General features: G+C 39.9%; 11 protein-coding genes. 9 read left to right on the top strand and 2 right to left on the bottom strand.

The window, feature by feature from the left end; translation table 11 throughout:
• Positions 1 to 17: 17 nt before the first annotated feature.
• The 8 genes from gldE (at position 18) to JMN32_RS14320 (ending at position 12,748) form a co-directional block, all read left to right on the top strand.
• Positions 18 to 1,361 (top strand): gliding motility-associated protein GldE, encoded by a 1,344-nt coding sequence (gldE, locus tag JMN32_RS14285; protein ID WP_202857091.1) that lies wholly within the window; start codon positions 18 to 20, stop codon positions 1,359 to 1,361.
• Positions 1,336 to 1,947, top strand: coding sequence for a gliding motility lipoprotein GldD (gldD, locus tag JMN32_RS14290; RefSeq protein ID WP_202857092.1), 612 nt, complete (start codon positions 1,336 to 1,338; stop codon positions 1,945 to 1,947). The genes gldE and gldD overlap by 26 nt, the downstream gene beginning before the upstream one ends.
• Before the next feature lie 33 nt (positions 1,948 to 1,980).
• Entirely contained in the window at positions 1,981 to 4,074 is a 2,094-nt protein-coding gene (gene recG, locus JMN32_RS14295; protein ID WP_202857023.1) for an ATP-dependent DNA helicase RecG, read from the top strand.
• Positions 4,075 to 4,125: 51 nt separating this feature from the next.
• Complete coding sequence (gene tpiA / locus JMN32_RS14300; RefSeq protein WP_202857024.1) at positions 4,126 to 4,887, top strand: triose-phosphate isomerase; 762 nt, start codon at positions 4,126 to 4,128, stop codon at positions 4,885 to 4,887.
• On the top strand, positions 4,887 to 5,738 hold the full coding sequence (prmA, locus tag JMN32_RS14305) for a 50S ribosomal protein L11 methyltransferase (protein ID WP_202857025.1): 852 nt from the start codon (positions 4,887 to 4,889) through the stop codon (positions 5,736 to 5,738). The genes tpiA and prmA overlap by 1 nt, the downstream gene beginning before the upstream one ends.
• A gap of 106 nt (positions 5,739 to 5,844) precedes the next feature.
• Positions 5,845 to 10,686 (top strand): hypothetical protein, encoded by a 4,842-nt coding sequence (locus JMN32_RS14310; protein ID WP_202857026.1) that lies wholly within the window; start codon positions 5,845 to 5,847, stop codon positions 10,684 to 10,686.
• 98 nt (positions 10,687 to 10,784) lie between these two features.
• Positions 10,785 to 11,432 (top strand): glycerol-3-phosphate 1-O-acyltransferase PlsY, encoded by a 648-nt coding sequence (gene plsY / locus JMN32_RS14315; RefSeq protein ID WP_202857027.1) that lies wholly within the window; start codon positions 10,785 to 10,787, stop codon positions 11,430 to 11,432.
• A 182-nt stretch (positions 11,433 to 11,614) separates the two neighbouring features.
• A complete protein-coding gene (locus JMN32_RS14320; RefSeq protein WP_202857028.1) occupies positions 11,615 to 12,748 on the top strand; it encodes a DUF2911 domain-containing protein in 1,134 nt (377 codons plus the stop codon).
• Between the two features lie 356 nt (positions 12,749 to 13,104).
• Here JMN32_RS14320 and JMN32_RS14325 read toward each other — a convergent pair whose 3' ends face one another.
• The gene (locus tag JMN32_RS14325; protein ID WP_202857029.1) at positions 13,105 to 14,286 is read right to left on the bottom strand and encodes a class I SAM-dependent methyltransferase; all 1,182 of its coding nucleotides are present in this window, start codon (positions 14,284 to 14,286) and stop codon (positions 13,105 to 13,107) included.
• 75 nt (positions 14,287 to 14,361) lie between these two features.
• Positions 14,362 to 15,354, bottom strand: a complete 993-nt coding sequence (locus JMN32_RS14330) for an aspartate-semialdehyde dehydrogenase (protein WP_202857030.1) — start codon at positions 15,352 to 15,354, stop codon at positions 14,362 to 14,364.
• Between the two features lie 192 nt (positions 15,355 to 15,546).
• Here JMN32_RS14330 and JMN32_RS14335 point away from each other — a divergent pair, with 192 nt between their 5' ends.
• Positions 15,547 to 18,129 (top strand): lamin tail domain-containing protein, encoded by a 2,583-nt coding sequence (locus tag JMN32_RS14335; RefSeq protein WP_202857031.1) that lies wholly within the window; start codon positions 15,547 to 15,549, stop codon positions 18,127 to 18,129.
• Positions 18,130 to 18,174 lie beyond the last annotated feature (45 nt).

Genomic DNA, 18,174 nt, shown 5'->3' on the forward strand with positions numbered 1-18,174 from the left:
CCTAAGTATTGGAAACAATAGACGAACCTCCAAGTCAGTATTTACTAGCGACCATTTTCAGTGAGGATTCACTGTTTTATTTAATTAGCGGCATAACACTTCTGCTGCTGCTGGTTATGTCTGCATTAATAAGCGGGTCAGAAGTAGCCTTCTTCTCGCTTACTTCAAAAGATATTGCCGAATGCAAAGAAAGCGAGGAGATGCCCGATAAGCGGATAGTTTCACTTATCAGACACCCCAAGCAGCTTTTGGCTACTATACTTATCATGAATAACTTTATTAATGTTGGTATAGTTACTTTGTCAACATTTGTAATGTGGGAGATTCTGGATGCTAAAACTACTGAAGGTAAACCTGTAATTATTCTCACCACCATCACTACACTGGGTATTGTGTTTTTTGGTGAGATTTTGCCAAAAGTTTATGCTACACCTAATAATCTCAGGTTTGCCAGGTTAACTTCAACCATGCTCAAATTATTGAGCACCGTTTTCAAACCTTTATCATTTTTACTAGTAAGCAGTAGTAGCGTTATTGAGCGTCGGTTTATCAAAAAAGGATATGATATCTCTGTTGAAGAGTTGCATCATGCCCTTGAGATAACCACTACCAGTGAAGAAACCACAGACGAGGAGAAAGATATTCTTAAAGGGATTGTAAACTTTGGAACCCTCACGGTAAAGCAGGTTATGAAGTCACGAATGGACATTACAGCATTTGATGTTGAAATGGATTTTCATGACCTGATGGATAAGATCAATAAGTCAGGCTTTTCTCGTATTCCTGTTTACTCGGACACTATAGATAATATAGAAGGGATATTGTATATAAAAGACCTGTTGCCCTATGTAGATCAGGATGAGTCTTTTGACTGGCTCAGGCTATTGAGACAAGGCTTTTTTGTGCCCGAAAACAAAAAAATTGACGCCCTGCTCAAGGACTTTCAGGAGAAGCGTGTTCATATGGCCATTGTTGTAGATGAGTACGGAGGAACCTCAGGGCTGATCACACTTGAAGATGTCATAGAGGAGATAGTGGGTGAAATAAATGATGAGTTTGACGATGAGGATATTGCATATAGCAAACTTGATAAGTATACTTACCTTTTTGAGGGAAGAACAACGCTCAATGATTTCTGTAAGATACTGGAAATTAACCCTAATACTTTTGAAAAGATAAAAGGTGAGAGCGAGTCGCTAGGAGGTTTGTTGCTGGAGATTAATACCAAACTTCCCTCGGCGGGTGAGAAAGTTTATTTTGAGAAGTATGTTTTCACGGTAGTGGCAGTGGATAACAAGCGAATTAAAAAGGTGCGGGTCTTTATAAAGGAAAATGATGAAGATAAAGGAGATTATAACTAAACTATGGTTGGCTTTTTTCATAGTTTTAGTATTGTGGGGTTGTGAGTCTGATTACGCACCCAAGCCGAAAGGGTACAATCGCTTTATACTTCCTGAGCATGCATACCAACCATTGCCCGATACTCTCCCCTATTATTTTGAGTATTCAAAGCACGCACGTTTACTAAAGGATTCATCATGGATATCAGATAAGTATTGGGTCGAGATCTACTATCCGCAGTTTAAGGCCGATATCCATATAACCTATAAAACGGTCAATAATTTGGATTCGCTTAAGGAGTATTTTGACGATGCTTATTTCCTGACAGCAAAACACCAGATTAAAGCCTCTGCTATTGATGAAGCGATTTCAAAGACACCATCGGGAAAAACGGTTGTTTATGCAGAGTTGGAAGGTGAGGTACCCAGCCAGTTTCAATTTATTTCCACAGACTCAACAGAAAACTTCCTGAGAGGTGCGCTTTATTTTAATACACAAGTACAAAATGATTCACTGCAGCCTGCTATAGAGTACGTAAAAGTGGATATAGTACATATGATGAATACCCTGAAGTGGAACAGCCTCAAGGAGAGTAGCAGAAATTAACCGTAAAAGAAATTTTTTGGCTAGTTTGCAGGCATGCAAGGATTCTTTGATACAAAGATAGAATTCCTAAAAGGAGTTGGCCCTCAGAAAGCGGCCTTACTTAATAAAGAACTCAATATATTCACATATGGAGACCTGCTTCAGCACTATCCGTTCAGGTATGAAGACCGTACTAAATTTCATACTGTCAGAGAGCTGAACGGCACCATGCCATATGTGCAGATCAAGGGAAGGATTCGCAATATAGAAACAGCAGGCCCGCCCCGTAAGCGAAGGCTTAAAGCATATTTAAGAGACGAAACTGGTGAGATTGAACTGGTTTGGTTTAAGGGGGTGCAATGGGTGCTTCAAAAGCTGCAACCAGGGGTGGAGTATATGGTTTTTGGAAAACCTACTGCATTTGGCAGTAAATTGAATATAGCCCACCCGGAAATCGAGCTGCTTACACATCAAAATGAAGACGTAAGCTATCTGCATCCTATATACCATACTACAGAGAGGCTCAAAAAAAAATACCTGGATAGCAAGGCTATTTCGAAGTTACAACGGACATTACTTCAGCTTGCAGAGCATAGGATAAGGGAGACCCTGCCTCAAAAACTGATAGCAGACTACCGCTTGCTTTCAAAAAAAGAAGCCTTATTTGGTGTTCATTTTCCTCAAAATACGGAGTTGTTGCAAAAAGCCAGTTTCAGGTTAAAATTTGAAGAGTTATTTTATGTGCAGCTACGGCTGTTAAAGCTAAAGCTAGCCAGAGTAGATAAATTTAAAGGACAGATTTTTCAGGACACGGAACTTCTTACCAGGTTTTATAATGAGCATTTACCGTTTGACCTTACTGATGCTCAGAAACGTGTAATAAAGGAAATATATCATGATATGAAATCCGGTAAGCAGATGAATCGCCTGCTTCAGGGAGACGTGGGAAGTGGAAAAACCATAGTGGCTTTTATCTGTATGTTGCTGGCAGTTGGCTCAGGGACTCAGGGGGTGATGATGGCCCCTACCGAAATATTGGCTACCCAGCATTACCAAGGGCTGAAGGAATATGCTGATAGTATGGGTATCACCATTGCCCTGCTTACAGGCTCCACCAAGAAAAGTGAGCGTAGGATCATTCATGAATACCTGAAATCTGGGGATTTGAACATTATTGTGGGTACCCATGCTTTGCTTGAAGATGTAGTGCAGTTTAAAAAACTGGGATTGGCTGTAGTAGATGAGCAGCATCGTTTTGGTGTGGCTCAGAGGTCCAAGCTATGGCAAAAGAACAGGGATGTTTATCCCCATGTGTTGGTAATGACGGCTACCCCTATCCCGAGAACCCTGGCCATGACTTTATATGGCGACTTGGATATTTCAGTTATTGATCAGCTTCCTGCAGGTAGGAAGCCCATTAAAACTGTTCATCGGTATGATTCGAACCGGCTGAGGGTAAATGGCTTTATCAAAGAGCAAATTGATGAAGGCAGGCAAGTTTATATCGTTTATCCATTGATTGAAGAGTCGGAAAAATTAGATCTCAAGCATTTGATGGATGGTTATGAAAGTATTTGCAGGTCTTTTCCTGACATTCCTGTAAGCGTTGTGCATGGTAAGATGAAGCCTGATGCCAAAGACTATGAAATGCAGCGGTTTGTAAAAGCCGAAACTAAGATCATGGTGGCCACTACAGTGATTGAAGTGGGGGTAAATGTACCTAATGCTTCCGTTATGGTCATAGAAAATGCAGAGCGATTCGGTCTGGCACAGTTACATCAGCTCCGTGGAAGGGTAGGTAGAGGAGCAGATCAGTCGTATTGCATACTCATCAGCGATTATAAACTGAGCAAAGAGGGCAGGGTGCGGCTAGAAACTATGGTGAGGACTAACAATGGATTTGAAATAGCCGATACCGATTTGCAATTGCGTGGTCCGGGGGATCTCACAGGAACCCAGCAAAGTGGCGTGCTTGATCTGTTGATAGCTGACTTGGGAAAGGACGGCAAAATATTACAGGTGGCCAGAGGCGCCGCTATTGGTTTGCTCGATGCAGATCCCGACCTGTCGCATCCGGATAACCGAAATATAAGAAGTCAGATCGAGTCTATGCGCAAAACAGCCGTTAACTGGAGTAGGATCAGTTAAAAGACATTATAAATATTATCTTTGTGTGTCCATTAAAATCGTACACTAACTATGAGAAAAAAAATTGTAGCCGGAAACTGGAAAATGAATAATACCCTTGATGAGGGGCTAAAGCTTACTTCTGAGATTGTTAATATGATCTCTGATGAAGTGAGAGGAGATGTTGAAGTCGTTTTGGCACCTCCGTTCATTCACTTAACTCAAGTAAATAAACTAATATCTGGTGTTGATAAGATCCATCTCGGCGCACAAAACTGTAATGATAATATACAAGGTGCTTACACTGGAGAGGTTTCCGCCAACATGCTGGCCTCAGTAGGTGTCGAATATGTTATTATCGGGCACAGCGAAAGAAGGGAATACTTTAAAGAAAGTCACAAGCAATTGGCGAAAAAGGTTGATTTAGCCCTGGAAAATAATCTTACTCCTATATTTTGCTGTGGAGAGCCTTTAGAGGTTAGGGAAAATGGTCTGTTTGAAGAATACGTGTGCAATCAAATCGGGGACAGTTTGTTTCACTTGCATGATGACAAGTTCTCTAAAATAGTGATCGCTTATGAGCCTATCTGGGCTATAGGCACTGGTAAAACGGCGTCATCTGACCAGGCGCAGGAAATGCATGCTACAATCAGAGAATTTATTGCAGAGCGATACGGCGGACAAGTTTCTGAAAATATGTCTATACTATATGGTGGAAGTTGCAAGCCTGATAATGCAAAGGAGCTTTTTGCCTGTAAAGATGTTGACGGAGGGCTAATTGGAGGCGCCTCTCTAAAATCAAGAGATTTCACTGATATTGTAAAGTCATTTTAATGGGTGCAGAGAAACTTCCGGCAGAGTTTATAGGGGTTAAATTTTCATGTGATGAAGATTTTGCTGAAATCATAATAGCTGAGCTCAGTGAGCTTGGCTACAACTCCATGATGGAAACAGAAGAGGGTGTTGAAGGGTATATTGAAATTGAGAAGTTCTCTGAGCAGGATGTTAAAGACCTGGCAGCGAAGTATGCAGAGCTTACATCAATATCATATTCCATAGAGGAAGTAGAGAGAAAGAACTGGAATGAAGACTGGGAGAAAAATTATGATCCGATAATAGTAGAAGACAAATGCCTGGTTAGGGCTACTTTTCATAAAATTGATAAGAAATACCCTTACGAGATCATTATTACACCCAAAATGTCATTTGGTACAGGGCATCATGCTACTACTTATCTGATGTTAAAAAACCAGATGGAGCTAGACCACAAAGGCAAGCGAGTACTTGATGCCGGTTGTGGCACAGCTATACTTGCCATTATGGCATCAAAACTAGGAGCAAAAGAAGTGGTGGCTTATGATATCGACTCATGGAGTATAGAAAATGCCCCTGAAAATGTGGCATTGAACCAATGTGATAACGTTAGTGTTTTTGGTGGGACAATCGAATCTCTACAACTTGAAGGTAAGTTTGATATCATTTTGGCCAATATTAATAAGAATGTGCTTCTTGATGAGATAAAACACTACCAGACTTATTTACCTGAAGGGGGTATCCTGATACTGAGCGGGTTCTATGATTCCGATGATCAGGATTTGGAGAATGAAGCTTCTAAATATGGATTTCGTTTGCTCGGTAACTCAAGTAGAAACTATTGGTCGTCGTTGGTTTTTGAGAAAAGGTAGGAGAAAAAGTACCTGCCATTTAATTTTTTCGTTGACGGTTGCGTTTACAAGTAATCATCATCAATTGGTTTATTCACAATAATTTAGGAATTTCAGAGGACTGATCATGTGGCAAACTTTTAGATATTTATTTTTTCTGCTCTGCATGTTGGGCTTTAATGCTTTTTCTCAAAGCAATTCCGGACCGGCTGTTCCAAAAGATACAGTAAGGGTGATGCTTAATGATGGGCGGGCTCATCAGGTTTTGGGTATCAGTGATGAATTTCAAATGGCCTGGGTGAAGCTGCCTAAAGACCAGCAAGACAAGATAATAGCGCAGGTTTCCGTGCTGATGAACAGTAAAAACGGTAATAAAAAAACTTACTCTGCATATTTTTCTGCCATTGCGCATGCTGTAAATACAGAGGGGGCTGATGCTCAGAAAATGATTAATTTCCTTAATGTTACTGAAAAGGTGATTGATAACCATACTTTGGAGGAGTTGCTTCAATACTTGCAGGTAACTAAGTCTTTTTTTGAACACAATGCGCTCTATCATGCCAAATCGAACAGGCTATATGTCAGCAATGATGAATATTACTTTGAATATGTTGATGATCCGGCCTCTATAGAGGTGGAGGAAGAGCCTGTTGAAGAAGATCCGTATTTTGATGAAACTGCCGATGATGAGTATTTTGATGAGTGGAATGAAGAGCCTGCCGATGATGATTGGGATACGGAGTGGGAAGATGACAATTGGGAGGATGAAACTTACTCAGAAGGTGATGTTACCGAAGATCAGCAAATGGTGGAGGCCATTAGAGGTGGGCCTGTCCTGCCTGTAGTTAGCGGACCGGTAATCCAATTTGATAACGCCACTTTGAATTTTTCAACACCGTATGACTCCGTTTTTCTGGAAAATACCAAGGGTTCCTTTCTGATATTAAAAAAACAATTTGTCGGTGATGGTGGTAAGTTTGACTGGTCTATGACAGGGCTCGGTGCCGATTCTGTTTTTTGCAAATTTAGTACCTATAGTTTTGATGTAAATAAGCCCAGTCTACAGGCAGAAGCAGTGAAGCTTACTTATAAAGGTAAGTTGGATGAACCTCTGGAAGGAGTCTTTAAATATAAAAGCGTAAGACATGATACTACTACCGATGCCGAATACCCCAGGTTCATGTCTTACTATAGTAATATTCGCGTTAAAAATATTGGCAAAGACCTGATCTACCATGGTGGGTTTTCTTTAAAAGGCAGCAAAATATACAGCTCCTCAGTACTAGGGGATTTTTCTAGAATTGAAGTTCATGATAAGGCTTCTAAAAAATTTAGAGCAAAGGCCAAAATATTTGAATTCTCAGACTCGACGGTCACTGCAAGTAGAGCTTCCATAGTGATCTACCAGGGTAGCGATTCCATATACCATCCCGCAGTAAGGTTTAAATATGATTTTGAGAATAAGTATCTGGTACTACAAAAAGACAAAGGTGGATTTCGTAATACACCTTACACAGCAACTTATTTTAACATAGATTTTACAGCAGATATCATCAGGTGGCATCTCGATTCTGCATCTCTTGATGCGTCTATTCTTGAAGGTAGACAGATTGTTCCTGCCCATTTTGAATCATCAGATCATTTCAATGTTGAGGATTATCGTGGATTGGGAGACCAAATATACCCATTTAATCCATTGGCTTTAGTTGTAGCCTATTCTAGAAAGAAGCATGAGGAAAAGTTCTATGTAGATCAGCTGGCTCGTCACTATAAAAAAGATGTGCGGGTAATTAAAGGGGCCATGCTGTTCCTTGCACAAAAAGGCTTGATTGGATATGATTCTAATAAGGGACTGATTACAGTTAAAGATAAGGGTAAGCATTTATTTGATTCGAAGTTTGGCAAAAAGGATTTTGATAATATCATCATTAGCTCTGTGATACACCATAAGGCAAACTCGACACTAAATTTTGAAGAGAGAACATTTAAGGTTCGTGGTGTAGACGGGTTTAAGATTAGTGATTCGCTGAATGTAATTATTAAACCTGATAGTAGTGAAATCGTGCTCATGAGGGATAGGGATTTTAAGTTTAACGGTAAAGTTACTGCAGGTAACTTTGAATATATTGGGCGTGATTTTACTTTTAAATACGATAGCTTTCTTATTTATCTGAATGAAATTGATTCCATTCAGTTTTATGTTAAAGACGAGAATAGTCGGGGAAGGTCAGGTCGGCGCAAGGTAGACAATGCGCTCGTATCAGTGGATTCTGAGATTACCGGTGATGTTACTAATAACCTTCAGGCGTCGTCAGGAACACTATTTGTTAATAAGCCAGGTAATAAATCAGGAAAGGTTAACCTGCCTAATTATCCTAAATTTGATTCTGGTAAAGGTGCTGTAGTATATTTTGATAGGAAGGAGGTGCTCTCAGGAGTGTACGACAGGTCAATGTATTTTCTCGTTCCTCCCTTTGGGATTGATAGTTTAAGTGGTTCCGACCCTGCTTCTATTGGCTTCCAGGGGTCATTTGTGTCTAGTGGTATGTTCCCGACATTTGAGGAAAAACTGGAGATACAGCCCGATTATTCATTAGGGTTTACGCATGAAGTACCCACTGATGGGTATACCTTGTATGAGGGAGAAGGAAAATTCTACAACCAGTTAACCCTGAACAAAAAAGGCCTTAGGGGTCATGGTCGAATTGACTTCCTTACCACAACCATGGTTTCGGAGGACTTTATATTTTATCCGGATTCGGTTGTTGCTCAGGGAGACTATGTGGAGATCAGTGAAGAAGAATATAATGGAGTTCTATTTCCTCAGGCTTCGGTAAAGAACTATGAAATGAAGTGGTTGCCCAAGAAAGACAGTATGTATATAAGCAACGTCGAGGACCCTATTCAGTTTTACAATGAGACGGCTTCCCTGGATGGTACGGCCATTGTTTCTAATAAGGGAGTTTATGGTTCCGGCACCCTTCTTACCAGAGGTTCTGAATCCAAGTCGGATAGAATTACTTTTAAGCATAATCGCTTTTCGGCGAGACATGCTGATTTTGAGTTGAAGTCAGATAACCCTGATAAGCCTGCACTTTCCGGTGATGACGTCTATTTACGCTTCAATCTGGATGAAAATTATGCTGACATCAGCCCTGAAGTGGAAGGTCAGGCAGCTTTTGAATTCCCTTATGCCCAGTTTAAAACATCAATTACTCAGGCCAGGTGGGATTTGAATGAAGAGAAGATCACTATGAGGAAACCTGAGGACGTACCTCTGGAGAGTTCTTACTTCTATACTACAAGAGAGGATCTTGATTCACTCAGGTTCAATGCCACGGAAGCGGTCTATGATATTAATACGCTGGAGCTTAAAGTTAGCGGTATACCTTATATAGTTGTGGCCGATGCGAAAATCACCCCTGAAAATAATGAGGTACTCATTTTGGAAAATTCCAAAATTGGCAGACTTACGAACACGACCATTATTCTGGACACACTTCATGAGTACCATAGGCTTACAGAAGGGGTTATTGATATTAAATCCAGAAATGAGTTTACAGGTTATGCGACATATCAATTTGTAAATGCACTTAATGATACTGTTCCAATAAAGATGGAAAATTTTCATCTTGAGGAAATACAGGTGGCAAGCTCAAGGAAAAAGGAGGTATTCAAGCAACATACAGTTGCTAATGGTTCTGTAAGTGAGTTGCAAAATATTCTGATCTCACCGGGAATGTTCTATAAAGGCGATATGACCCTTTATGCCCACAAGCCAGCCATGCAGCTTGATGGTTACGTCAAATTGGATCTGCACGAGCCAGGTTATAATACATGGATAGAACACTCCAGTACAGGAGACCAGCGAGACGTAATGATAAACTTTGATAACTCTGTTACAGAAGAGGGCAGAAGGTTAGAAGCAGGTTTGTTCTTCTCTTTGGGAGACAATAGCCTTTATAGTACATTTATTAGTGAAAGATACTCCCCCGATGATGAGGAGTTTTTTGTGCCCTCAGGGATTTTGCACTTTGATAAGAATAGTAACGAATATGCCATTGAGGATACCTTAAAAATGGCAGGCAAAAAGCTTTCTGGTAAAGTTTATCGTTATAATCAGGATACAAGAGACATTCGATTTGAAGGACCGGTTAATTTTATGAGACCTTCAAAAGATGTCTCAATAAATGCCGCAGTGTTAGGTGATGGCAATATTGATCGTGATGAATATAAGCTAAACAGTATGCTTGCTGTTGACTTTTCTACTTTACCAGCTCAGGCTTTTAGCATTATGGCCATGGATATAGTAGACGTTATTAACAACCTTGGGGCGCCTGAAGGTCTTGGGGATCAAACGCAGCTATTGTATAAACTGGCTGAAATTATAGGTGAGAGGCCAGCAAGAGAGTATGAGAAGCTGTCACTAGAGGAGTACGTATCCATGGGAGGGTTTGCCAAAGAGACAGCCGTATCATTAGTATTTACAAATGTTGACCTGAAGTGGTCTCCTGATTATAAGGCCTTTTACAGTGAAGGTAAATTGGGGATGTCCAATATTCAGAGGACGGATGTCAATGGAGCCTTTGACGGATTCATGGAAATAAAGAAAAATGAAGATGGAGGAACCGTATTTAATATTTTCATTAAAGCCTCCCCTGCGTCATGGTTCTATTTCAGCCTGGAAGACGACAGACTTTTGACTTATTCATCCAACGAAAATTATAATGCTATAATCAGCAAAAAGAGCAATGGCTCAAAAGCTAAAATTGGAGATCTCATTTTCTCTCCTGCGGATAAGGCGGAAACTTTGAACTTTATCAACAGGTTCAGGTTAGAATACTATGGGATAGATGAATTTTATGATCTTGACTCTGAGGTTGAGGAGGTTGTGGATGAAACCCCCGATGATGGTTTTGGTGGTACAGAAGAAGACGACGGCTTCGAAGACGATGACGATGGGTTCTGATTATACCGCTTACCTCAAAAAAAATCTGTATATTTGAAACTAACAGTGTAGGGAAGAAGTTATGGACTTACTTCCTTTTTTTTACTTAAATAAAAAATATGGAAATAGCTGCAATAGCAATAGCATTAATTTTAGCATATCTGCTTGGTTCTATACCCACTGCCGTTTGGTTTGGAAAATCTGTACATGGAATTGATGTAAGAGAACATGGTAGCGGAAACCCTGGTGCCACAAATACTTTTAGAGTATTAGGTAAGAGAGCTGGTACAATAGTTATGCTTGGTGATATTATTAAAGGTATGGTAGCTACTTCCCTGGCACGGGTATTATTTAATTTGGATTTCATTGAGGAACAGAACCTGGTTACCTTTAAGCTTATATTAGGTGTAGTGGCCGTTATAGGTCATGTTTTCTCCGTCTTTATTAACTTTAAGGGAGGCAAAGGTGTCGCAACTTTGTTAGGAATGATGATTGCTATTCATTATGAAGTTGCATTGCTTTGTATTGTTGTTTTCCTTATCACCCTGTTGATATCCAAATATGTATCATTGTCCTCCATAATAGGAGCATTATCTTTTCCTGCTCTGCTTTTGCTGGTGCCTAGGTTCAAGACCAATGAGCCATTGTTGGTTATATTTGGCTTTTTTCTGTTTGTAGTTATTGTATGGACACATAACAAAAATATACGGCGTATTGTCGAGGGTGAGGAGAATAAGACCTACCTGATAAGGTTTAAAAAAGATTAAAATATAGTTGAAAGGGCAAGTTTAGTTGCCCTTTTTTATTGCCCTTCCCCTTTGTAAATCGCCTTTCATCCACCCTATAGATACAGTTAAATAATTAGGGAATCTTCTTCTATAGTTGACCGTTTAAAGATTGATCGTCAGAACCTACTTAATCAATCTTTTACATCTTAATAAACTTAACCATGAGATCTAAAGCTTTACAATTTTTCATGATACTGTTGAGTGTCTGCTTATTTTATCAGTCCTCAATGGGGCAGGGAGTTAAACTTCCGCAAGTTAGTCCGACTGCCGAGATAAAGCAGCAAGTAGGTATTTCAACTATTACTATCAATTACTCCAGACCAAATGTAGTAAGTCCTCAGGGGCAGGATCGTACAGGAGAGATATGGGGAACACTGGTGCCCTACGGGTTTAATAATCTGGGGTTTGGTACTTCCAAGGCTGCTCCATGGCGTGCCGGTGCTAATGAGAATACTACTATCGAGTTTAGCCATGATGTTAAAATAGAAGGGGAAGAGCTTAAGGCAGGGAAGTACGGACTACATATGGCTATAGCAGAAAATGGAGCGGTAACTGTTATTTTTTCTAAAAACTCTAATGTGTGGGGTAGCTTTTTTTACAATGAAAGTGAGGATGCCCTGAGAGTTAATGTGCAATGGAAAGATCATGAAAGTACACCATTGCTTACCTATAATTTTGTGGGTGTTACAGATAAACATGCGGTGATAGTACTGGATTGGGAGAAGAAAAGAATACCATTTAAGGCTGAATTTGATACGCCTGAGTTGGTATATCAAAATTTAAAAAACGAACTGCATTCAAGTCCTGGCTTCACGCTTAATAACTGGACAGCGGCTACAGGCTATTTGGTTCAAAACAAAATACACCTTGATGAAGCACTGAGTTGGGCAAACAGTGCTATAGACGGTCAGTTTTTTAGTGAGAAGAACTTTAGAACGCTGCAAATGAAATCCATGGTACTGGCTGCGATGGGAAAAACGGAAGAAGCAGCAAAGGTTATGAATGAAGCCCTGGAAGATCCAAATGCTGCAGTTGAGGATTATTATACATATGGTCGTCAATTAATTGGGAAAGACAAGGATAACGAAGCACTTAAAGTTTTTAAAATGGCCAGTAAGAAGTGGAAAGATCACTGGTTGGCACCTCATGGACTGGCACGTGGCTATTCTGCTTTGGGAGACTATGAGAAGGCTCTGAGATTTGAAAAAGAGGCTCTTGCCAAAGCCCCGGAGAATAGCAAGGTTTTCCTTAAAGGGTATATTAAAACGTTGGAGCAGAAAAAAGATTTTAATTAAACCACTCACAGGTTACTGCGGAATATTTCTTCCTTGTTTTACAATGGGAGAATGTTCCGCAGTTCATTGATAACCCAATACTGTGCACACTCCTCTTGTAAATACTCCATAAGCATTGTAACTTTCATTTTATTTTGATCTTTTGAGGTTCAAATAAACCAGTTGTTAATGGAGTTGCTTACCAATCTTTTCTTTGTTTTATCTGTTGTTAGCCTTGTTTTTTTAATAACGGGGCTTTATAGGCCCTGGGTAATGCTTTGGTGGGAAGACACGCAGAACAGAAAAAAGGTAATTAAACTTTATGGTACAGCAGGCCTTTTGTTTTTTGCCTTATACAGGTTATTGGAATATTTTGGTTAGGCCCTTTCCGTAACCGCGATCTTTTTGTTTTCATCTTTATCGGTAAAAGCGAAGAGATAGATATTACCACCATCTTTTAATCCAAGTTTCTTTTTGATAGTGCTGACTTCATCCGGAAAATTTCTAGTTGTAATATTGGCCTTTTTATCCGGTAAATAAGCAGCAATGGCTTTTTTGTTATATGGTACTACATCTATAATGCGAAACCGTCGGCCTGGGAAATCTGACTTTTCTTCCTGGCTGGTGTATAGGTGCGTATGAGCGTGTAACTTTTTTACGTTATAGCTGTGCGCAACACTTTTAAAAGCTCCTGCTTTGAGTATGGAGCTATTGGGCTCATAGAGAAATTTTTCGGGCATTGCATATTCAGTGGCCACATTCCCTTCAGCTGATTTGTGGAAGCTGAAACTTTGCCTGTCTCCATGCTTTCTGATATTGACGGTGCTGATTAAAGGATCTTTTCGGGGAGATTGGCGGAGCAGGTAAAGGACCTCTTTACATTCATTTTCAATTGAGATAATGTGGATCTCATGTACGTACTCAAGACCTTTTATGGATATATCAATGTCGAGCATTGGGGAAGCTTTAACCAAAACGATTTCCGTTTTGTTTAGTAAGTCTGGCAAAATTTTGATTATGTCAGGCTCACAGTCTTCGAATCTGAAAACCCTTTGAGCATTTTCATCTCTTCTGGCCGGGTCTAGGTAAATAACATCAACTTTGGAAGCGTGTTTAAGAAAACCTTCCGCTTTCTCATTTTTACAAATAATGTTTGTTGCTCCCAAGGATTGGAGGTTGCCTGAGGTAGTTTCCGCAAGCTCTTCATTTTGCTCAATGTAGGTGACCTGCTCAAAATTTTTACTTAAATAATACGTATCAATACCGGCACCTCCGGTCAGGTCTATAAGCGATTTACCTCTTACTAATTCAGCTTTGTATTTAGCAGTAATTTCTGACGAACATTGCTCCATGGAAATGGGTGGTGGGTAAATCAGACCTTCTGTATCATACCATTCAGGTAACTTTACCTTTGCTTTTTGACGAGCAGTGATTTGAGCAGCAATTGATTTAATAGATACACCATGAACTTCCTTGTACTTAAGAATAAGCGCTATGGGATCATCTTTCTCGTGATCTTTGATGAACTGCTGTACATTTGGTTTGAGCAAATCCTTCATTCAATGGCTTGATATAGATATAAAAAATGCCATTCCTGGCTACAAGAATGGCATTGGCTTATTTTATATTAATAATTAATACACAAGATTATTTGCAGCTAGAAATTCTGCTATCTGAACAGCATTAGTTGCGGCACCTTTTCTCAGGTTGTCAGCTACAACCCACATGTTTAAGGTGTTCGGTTGAGAATCATCTCTTCTAAGCCTTCCAACAAATACTTCATCCTTACGGTGTGCATTAAGAGGCATAGGGTAAACAGCATTTTTCACATCGTCTTCAAGTACTACTCCAGGCGCATGGTTCAAAAGTTCTTTTACTTCTTCCAGGTCAAAGTCCTTGTGAAATTCAACATTTATGGATTCAGAGTGACCTCCCATTACGGGCAATCGTACTGCAGTTGCAGTAATGGCAATGCTATCATCACCTAAAATTTTTCGGGTTTCATTTACCATTTTCATTTCCTCTTTGGTGTAGCCATTATCCAGGAATACATCAATATGAGGCAATACATTCATATCAATTTTGTGAGGATATACTTTTTCACCGTCAACACCATTTCGCTCATTCATAAGTTGATCAACTGCAGCTTTACCTGTACCGGTTACTGATTGATAGGTTGAGATAACCAACCTTTTTATACCATATTTTTTATGTAATGGAGCTAAAGCCATTACCATCTGTATGGTTGAACAGTTAGGGTTGGCAATAATCCTGTCATCAATCCTTAGTTCTTCTGCATTAATTTCAGGAACTATCAGCTTGTGATCAGGGCTCATTCTCCATGCGGATGAGTTATCTACTACAATACATCCCACTTCCGCAAATTTCGGCGCCCACTCCAGTGAAGTGCTTCCTCCTGCGGAAAAAATAGCAATATCTGGTTTACTAGCGATGGCTTCTTCCATGCCAATAATCTTGTAGGGTTTACCCTTGAAGGTTTGAGTCTTTCCAACCGATTTGGCAGAGGCTACCAAAAACAATTGATCAAATTCAAAATTTCTTTCTTCAATTACCTGCAGAACTTCCTGTCCTACTAGGCCCGTTGCTCCTACAATGGCTAGTTTCATTTTAATAATAATTTTAATTGGTTGAAACTGAAATAATTCTGTATCCCGAAAGATATTAGAGCCATATCCGTTTCATGTTGACATAAATATGTACTCAAAAATACTATTTTTGTTTTTTACCCCTATTGTTAATATGAATTAATTGTCTTGTTAGGTCATTATAAGCTCTTTTTAGCATTCCTGTTCCTCTTTTTGGTTAAGTTTCCCTGTCAATCACAATTTACGGATGATTTTTCTGACGGGGATCTTTCTATCAGCCCTGCATGGAGCAGTTCAAACCAATCAGGTGCAGGATTTGATTTTTATACTGCTGGCGGTGAGTTGCAAAGTAACGGTCCAGAGGCTTCAGCTACCCTGTGGATCAGCACAAATGGTGTGCCCGATGTAACTCAGCAAGAAGTGGCATGGGAGTTTAAAGCAAGATATGAAGCTTCTCCTAGTAGTTCTAACAATGTGGAGATTTACCTTTTGAGTAATAGCAGCGATTTAACAAATGCTGAGGAGGGTTACTTTATCCGTCTTGGAGAGTCTGGAAGTGGAGATGGCATTGATTTATTTAAAACTGGCTCGACCACTCCTTTAATTTCTGACCCAAACCCTTCTGTAGCTACAGGTTTTAATGTGAATATACGTATAACTAGAAAAGCCTCTGGCCAATGGGTACTAGAGGCAGACACATCAGGAGGTGAATCTTACAAAGCTATTGGAACCGCTGTTGATGAGGAGTTTATTAATGGGGCCTATTTTGGTTTTAAAGTTGAGCATTCAAGCACTAAAAATCAGGCTTTTTATTTTGATGATGTAGCTGTTACGTCAAAGGACACAAAAGCTCCGGGCTTAGTATCAACCGAAGTTGTTTCCAGTACCCGGATCGACCTTTTCTTTTCAGAAAATATAGATACGCAAACAGGTGAAGATGCAAGTAATTATTTTGCTGATAGTGGTATAGGCTACCCGGCATCAGCCAGGGTTGATCATGTAAATCCTAGTATTGTTCATTTAGACTTTGTAAGCAGCTTCCCTGTCGGAAGTCCCGTGAAAATTAGCATTACAGGTATTCAGGATCTTTTTGGCAATATGGTTTCATCGATACTTTCTGAGTTCCTCTACTTTGTGGAAGAAGTGGCGGAGGTCAAGGATGTTATTATTACTGAAATATTGGCAGACCCAAGTCCTCCTAATGACCTGCCAGATAAGGAGTTTGTTGAAATTTATAATAATAGTGATAAGATTTTTGGCCTCAGCGGTTGGCATTTTTCTGATTTAAAAGAACGGGGGGCATTGAGTAACCACTATCTATTTCCTGGAAAATATTTAATTCTTTGTCCGAAAGAGGCTGTTGAAGAGTTTGGGCAATATGGAGCAGCAATGGGGTTGGATCCCTGGCCTACGCTTAACAACGGAGAAGACTTCATAGTCATAAAGGATAACGATGATCACACCATAGATTCAGTGCATTATTCAAAAAGTTGGTATAAAAGTTCTTCGAAGTCAGACGGTGGCTGGACACTTGAGCTTATTGACCCTGATAATCTATGCAGTAATGGCAATAACTGGACGGCATCAGAGCATCTTTCAGGGGGGACTCCCGGCATTACAAACTCTGTTCTGAGTCAAAACCCTGATCTTACGTCTCCCGAGTTGATTGAAGTACTGGGTCTCAGGCCGGACTCGGTGGTAGCTAGGTTTAATGAAGTGCTTGATACTGAAATTACTCCTGATAATTTTGTGATTACTCCCTATATTGATATATCAAATGTAGTACTGGGCGATAGCTTTACAGAAGTAGACTTGAAGCTTTCAGGGCAGCTTCATGGCAATACGGCATATACCCTGGGAGTAAAAGGGATCAAAGACTGTAGTGGCAACTTTGTAAGTTCTGAGGAAGCGCTGGAGTTTTATTTGACCGAGCCGGCAGATAGCTTGGATATAATTATAAATGAGGTGTTGTTTAACCCTTATTCAGGCGGCGTTGATTTTGTAGAACTTTATAACAACTCATCTAAACATATCAATCTCAAAGGGAGGTTAATGGCTAATGGGGTGAAACAGGATGGTCAATACTTTCTAAAAGAAATTTTCCCTGCTGCAGTCAGAGATGTGGTGCTGGAACCTCATAGCTATATAGTAGTTACCGAAGATGCCATTAGGGTGAAAGAACAGTATCCTATGTCGGAAGACAGAAACCTCAATGAGGTTAAAAAACTTCCTGCTTACAATGATAATGGTGGTGTTGTCATACTCATCAATCAGGATTCTGCTGTGCTGGACCTACTGGAGTATTCAGAGGAGTGGCAATTTGAGTTGCTGACAGATAAAGAAGGGGTTTCTTTGGAAAGAGTATCTTTTACGGCGCCTACCAATGATGGTAATAACTGGAAGTCTGCAGCTTCAACTGTTGGTTTTGCTACCCCGGGATATGTTAATTCTCAAGTAAAAACAGGTGTACAGGTTGTTAATGGAAATATCGTTGCCGATCCGAAAGTTATAATTCCTGATGGATCTGGTCAGAATGATTTTACAACTATAACTTATGCATTCGACCAACCGGGATATGTTGCTAATTCGCGAATAGTAGATGCATTTGGGAGAACAATTAAAACCTTGGGAGAGAATGATTATTTGGCTACGGAAGGGTTTTATACCTGGGATGCAACAGATGATTCAGGAGCAAAAGTAAGAACAGGCTATTACCTGGTTTACCTTGAGGTTTTCAACCTGAACGGAGATCTGTTACAGTTTAAGGAAAAGGTAGTTGTAGGAACAAAGTTTTAGTGGGTGATGCACAAAGGATTGGAAATAAGCTTCTTTGAAATTTAA

Origin of the sequence: Fulvivirga marina (assembly GCF_016775155.1) — a bacterium.
In the GTDB taxonomy this organism is placed as follows: domain Bacteria; phylum Bacteroidota; class Bacteroidia; order Cytophagales; family Cyclobacteriaceae; genus Fulvivirga; species Fulvivirga marina.

Excerpts from the sequence above, each read along its gene's own strand:
- gldD (WP_202857092.1), top strand. The coding sequence starts at position 1,336 with ATGAAGATAAAGGAGATTATAACTAAACTATGGTTGGCTTTTTTCATA.
- recG (WP_202857023.1), top strand. The coding sequence starts at position 1,981 with ATGCAAGGATTCTTTGATACAAAGATAGAATTCCTAAAAGGAGTTGGC.
- tpiA (WP_202857024.1), top strand. The coding sequence starts at position 4,126 with ATGAGAAAAAAAATTGTAGCCGGAAACTGGAAAATGAATAATACCCTT.
- prmA (WP_202857025.1), top strand. The coding sequence starts at position 4,887 with ATGGGTGCAGAGAAACTTCCGGCAGAGTTTATAGGGGTTAAATTTTCA.
- JMN32_RS14310 (WP_202857026.1), top strand. The coding sequence starts at position 5,845 with ATGTGGCAAACTTTTAGATATTTATTTTTTCTGCTCTGCATGTTGGGC.
- plsY (WP_202857027.1), top strand. The coding sequence starts at position 10,785 with ATGGAAATAGCTGCAATAGCAATAGCATTAATTTTAGCATATCTGCTT.
- JMN32_RS14320 (WP_202857028.1), top strand. The coding sequence starts at position 11,615 with ATGAGATCTAAAGCTTTACAATTTTTCATGATACTGTTGAGTGTCTGC.
- JMN32_RS14325 (WP_202857029.1), bottom strand. The coding sequence starts at position 14,286 with ATGAAGGATTTGCTCAAACCAAATGTACAGCAGTTCATCAAAGATCAC.
- JMN32_RS14330 (WP_202857030.1), bottom strand. The coding sequence starts at position 15,354 with ATGAAACTAGCCATTGTAGGAGCAACGGGCCTAGTAGGACAGGAAGTT.